Source organism: Microcystis sp. M179S2 (genome assembly GCF_020245805.1).
Lineage (GTDB): Bacteria > Cyanobacteriota > Cyanobacteriia > Cyanobacteriales > Microcystaceae > Microcystis > Microcystis aeruginosa.
The window spans coordinates 1-4,219 of the sequence record NZ_JADBUE010000225.1 but is presented as its reverse complement, the minus strand read 5'-3'; the positions used below and the strand labels follow the sequence as shown (position 1 = coordinate 4,219).

Sequence of the window (4,219 nt, the reverse complement as noted above, 5' to 3'; positions counted from 1 at the left end):
TTCTTGGGCTGCCCATTTCTCCATTTTTTTGCTTACCTCCACCTTAATTCCTTCTTTCAAAACTATACCTATCAATCGTTTCCCCTTTTTTTAAGTTTCTTCTCTTTTTGTTAAGAAAGATCTGACTAATGGATAGCTTAATAAGGGGGGGATCTGATAATTTTTAACGCCTACCTACTTAATAGGTTTTTAAGAACCAATAAATCTCACTTTTTCTACTCCTTCAATCATCTCTAAGGCCAATTGTGCAGAGGTAAATGAGCTACTATTGTCCACTTGTTCTTTAATCCTGTCAGTAAGTGAATTGATATCTATAACTCTTTTTTCTGAATCTTTCCAAGGAATATTATCAACCTTTTTGTCAATTTGCTGACCATCTAAGTTTTTTAATTTTTTGTAAAAGGTTTTATTCTCATCATCCCAGTCTAGTCCAAAATGTAAGGTTTCTGGTTTTTGGTGAATATCTACCGTTTTGATCTCCCCCTTAAATAAACAAATTAAAACATTAGCAGAAAGACGTTCCATCCGTAGTAATTCAATCTTCTTGTCTTCATCAACAGGTTGATCATTATTAACAACTTCATTATAACCATCAACCAGTAAACCCGGCCAACCTGACACCACATCTGAACGGAGTAAAAAACCAGTTACTGTGGGGTAATTGTTAACAGCAAGATTTGTTTTATTTTCTTGATCATGTTTATGATCTGATGTAGTTACTCGACCAATACTAAATGCTCCATCTAATAAGCATTCTATCCAAAGGGAATCAAGATAGAAGAAACGAATTGATTCTACAGGTAACATAAGTTCATCGGGAACCAGATAATTAAAAGGTACACCTTTAAGAAGACTTAAATCTTCAAACCAATTATAAATACTCTCAGGAAGTTCTGTATTAGGTTGATTGTAAACGGGTAAATGAGTTTCGATATTTTGTATATTTTGTCTATGAGTGCGTTTCCAATTATAGAGACTAACGGATAAATTTTTACTCTGTAAAGCGAGTAATCTTCCTAATTCCCAAGCGGCAGAGTATGAAACATCAAATATACCATTATCAGGATTATAAATGATTAATTCATCTGCGGTACGAATGGGTAAGGTGATGTTATTGTTAGGGTTGTTTCCTGTGATTAAAGGACTATGATACCAAGAGAAGGTTTTACCTCCTTGTCGTAAAAAATGGGGTAAGGGAACATAACCCATAGATAGATATTTTTCGGCTTCAGTATTATTAACTTGTGGCAATCTTAGGGTACTAGGTTCTCGGTTAAGATTGGTCAAAAGTCCTTGAAAACTTTGATTTTCATCAATACAAGAAAAACTCCAACTTTTTAGGCTAACTAAACGAATCTTATCATTATCTCCTGCTCCCTGAAAATCAAAACCATTATTATTATAACGTCCTTCTAAAGAAACCAGATGGACGATACTTCTGCCGTTTTTTTGGGGAAGTCTATTACAAATAATAACAGCTAATTCATCGCCGATTAATTTTCCTTGCTCATCTGTTCCTTGACGAACATGAGCAAGATAAGTTAAGTCTTCTTTAGTGGGTAAAATTTTTTCTAATAACTTTTTGTTGACATCAATAACTATCAGCTTATCGTCTTCATGTTGTCCACTTTCTAGGGTAAAATTGGGAAATTTAGCGGGATAACTATTAATATCTTTTAAGGTTTCTAGGGTAATAATTTGAGTTTCTGGTGCTTCCGTTTCTTCAAATAATAATAAAGCTAACCAAGGATTATTATTATTATTATTACTAATAGATTGACGTTCCCAAGGTAAGGTACTACGGTTTAGGATAATATGGGGTAAAACATTGGAATGTTCTCCTAAGCTACCATCAGGGGGAAATACAGCGTGGATGTCTGTAGGTTTTAAGTCAAATCTTTCTGCACCTACAGAAAATTTTCTAGTAATCTGAAAGGAGTTATCGGTTGTGATTTCCCCCCCTTTTATTTCCTGTTGAATGGTAATTTCATAGTCACCATCTTTTAAAGCTGGTTGATGATACTGAATAAATTCAATTTTAGTGGGTTCAGTTGTGGTAGTTTCTGGCATTTCTGACTCCTTTAATAATAATTAATTAACTAAAACTCCAATTTTAGGTGAACCTAATAAATGATCGGCAATTGTTGCACTGAGATCAATTTCTTCACTTTTCAAATTTAGTGCTTTTAGTAAATTATCTCTGGTGTTGTTGACTGCGTTATCTACAATAGTGTTACGGATGTCTTTAGTGGTTTCCTCCTGAAAAGTGCTAATCGTTCGCCAATGATAAGCATTATTAATTGAAGTAGTGCTAAATTGTAATTTACTGCGATTAATGGCTTGAGTTGCCCCCAGTTCTGGTTGTTTTTTAGGTTTAATTTCTAATCCAGATAGGGTATTTTCAATAAATTGATTACCATTCAAACTAGGGGTTAAAGATTCGCCCCAAAGTGCGATGGGAACTTTTTTAAATAGGGGAGTACAAGCAAAATCTTCGTCAAATTCTGTTGAGTTTAGCGTTGTACCATTTTTATTAATAGTAATCGTTAATTCTGAGATTAGCTCAGAGGCTGTTACTGCCATGGAACCGATGCCAAACTGGGTATTAATTTCCTGAGTATTAAGATTAACATTACAAGTTTTAATAGGAATGACTGAATTAGTGACTAAGCAGAAATCTTTAGGATTAATGTTCCCTAAATCTGTTTTATCATCTTGATTAACTTTTCTAACTAAACCCTCTTGAACAGTAATACTACAAATAGCATCATCAGCAGGGAGAAAAGAGGTTTTAAACTCATTCCAGTCAATGGCTGTGGGTGCTTGCGAGGCACTGCTACCAAAGCTCACATCAAAAGAAATAATCCAAAGATGAATATGGGCAATACCTGTAAATTCGGGTCCCCAGATGTGTAAATCTGCCCCTAATTGAACAGTAATATGATGGGTTCCAAAAAAGTGAAAAGTATAGGACACTCCCATATCAATATAGATAGAAATATCGTAGTGATAGGGTTTCCAAGACATGAGAAAATCTGCCCCGGCGTTGAACCAAGCACTCAGAGGACCACTATTCCAAGTAGCTTGGAGGTGTCCCCCGGCCATGATAGCGGAAGGAGTCAAGGCAAAATAAGCATCTGCTTTGAGGTAAAGTTCACTGCTAACTTGCCAATTTAAGGTGAGGCGAGGTACTTTCGGATAATGGTCTGGGACATTAAAGAGGGGATGATAACCCCCTAAAGTGAGGACAAAATCTCCCTCATGGACGTTAGGGGCAAACCAGCCATAAAAGGCAAATCCTCCGGTGAGATGACAAGCTTGAGAAAGGATATAAGAGTTAGGAGTAAGTTGGGCAATAACGCCGATAAATCCTTCGGCGGGCAGAAAACTGGCTTTGAGGGCTAGTTGTACCTCGGCAACCGGGGGGACTCCTGCGCCTACATTTGGGGGGGCGATGAGGGTGGCTAAACCAAGGAGATTAAGTTCAAAACGATTACCAAAAGCGACGGTAAGCAGGAGAAAAGAGTCAATTAGTTTAAAAGAGGTGAATTTAATGCCGATGGCGAGGAATATTTGCCCAGTTTCGGGGGGGATATAGTCTCGGAGTTTGGTTAGTTCTCCTGTGAGTCGGGCGGCTTGGTCTGAGTTAGAACCCTCAGCAGGAGGAGGGTTAACGGCTTCGGCGACGAGGGGGAAGGTGGCAACTTGGTCAATGGTGGGGACTTTGAGGGCGCGGTTATAGCCAAAGCCGGCGGCTAACCCGGTGACGAAGAAGAAAGAGGGTCCACCGATGGGATAGTCAAGAATGGCGTAGATAAAGAGGGAGGGATGCCCTTGAAAATAAGCATAGGACCCTATGGCGGAAAGGTTGAGGGTTTTGGCTTTGACGTTAAATTTGATAACGGCGGCCCCGTTGTATTCGTCTATGCCGTTTCGGGTAGTTCTGAGGAATGCGCCACCGATTTCTAGGGTGTCGCTGCCTTTGTAGTCGATGCCGATGCCTTTAAGGTCAAATTTGGGGTCAAATTGATTGAGGGGGGAGTTAACGGCAAGTCCATCGAGGGAGAGGGAAAGTCCAGCTAGTGGGACTTAGACAAAAAACAAATCGAGAAAAGCCTCAACTCCAATCCCCGCTTGGGATTTACTTCGAGAAGCCCAAAATCGCTGAAACCCAGATAGATCAAGGAAAATCATAAATCGAGGTTAACCCTTTGTCCCG

Annotated in this window: 1 protein-coding gene and 1 pseudogene; both read right to left on the bottom strand. The window is 38.7% G+C overall.

The features are described 5' to 3' along the window. Window positions 1-189: 189 nt before the first annotated feature. Window positions 190-2,070 carry a hypothetical protein gene (locus tag IM500_RS14075; protein ID WP_287738731.1) on the bottom strand — a complete coding sequence of 627 codons (1,881 nt, stop codon included), beginning with the start codon at window positions 2,068-2,070 and terminating at the stop codon, window positions 190-192. Between the two features lie 21 nt (window positions 2,071-2,091). Further along, a pseudogene (locus IM500_RS24515) lies at window positions 2,092-4,023 on the bottom strand (DUF6603 domain-containing protein); the annotation flags it as partial. Window positions 4,024-4,219: the final 196 nt, after the last annotated feature.

Coding starts and splice junctions, on each gene's coding strand:
- IM500_RS14075 (WP_287738731.1), bottom strand. CDS start 2,070: ATGCCAGAAACTACCACAACTGAACCCACTAAAATTGAATTTATTCAG.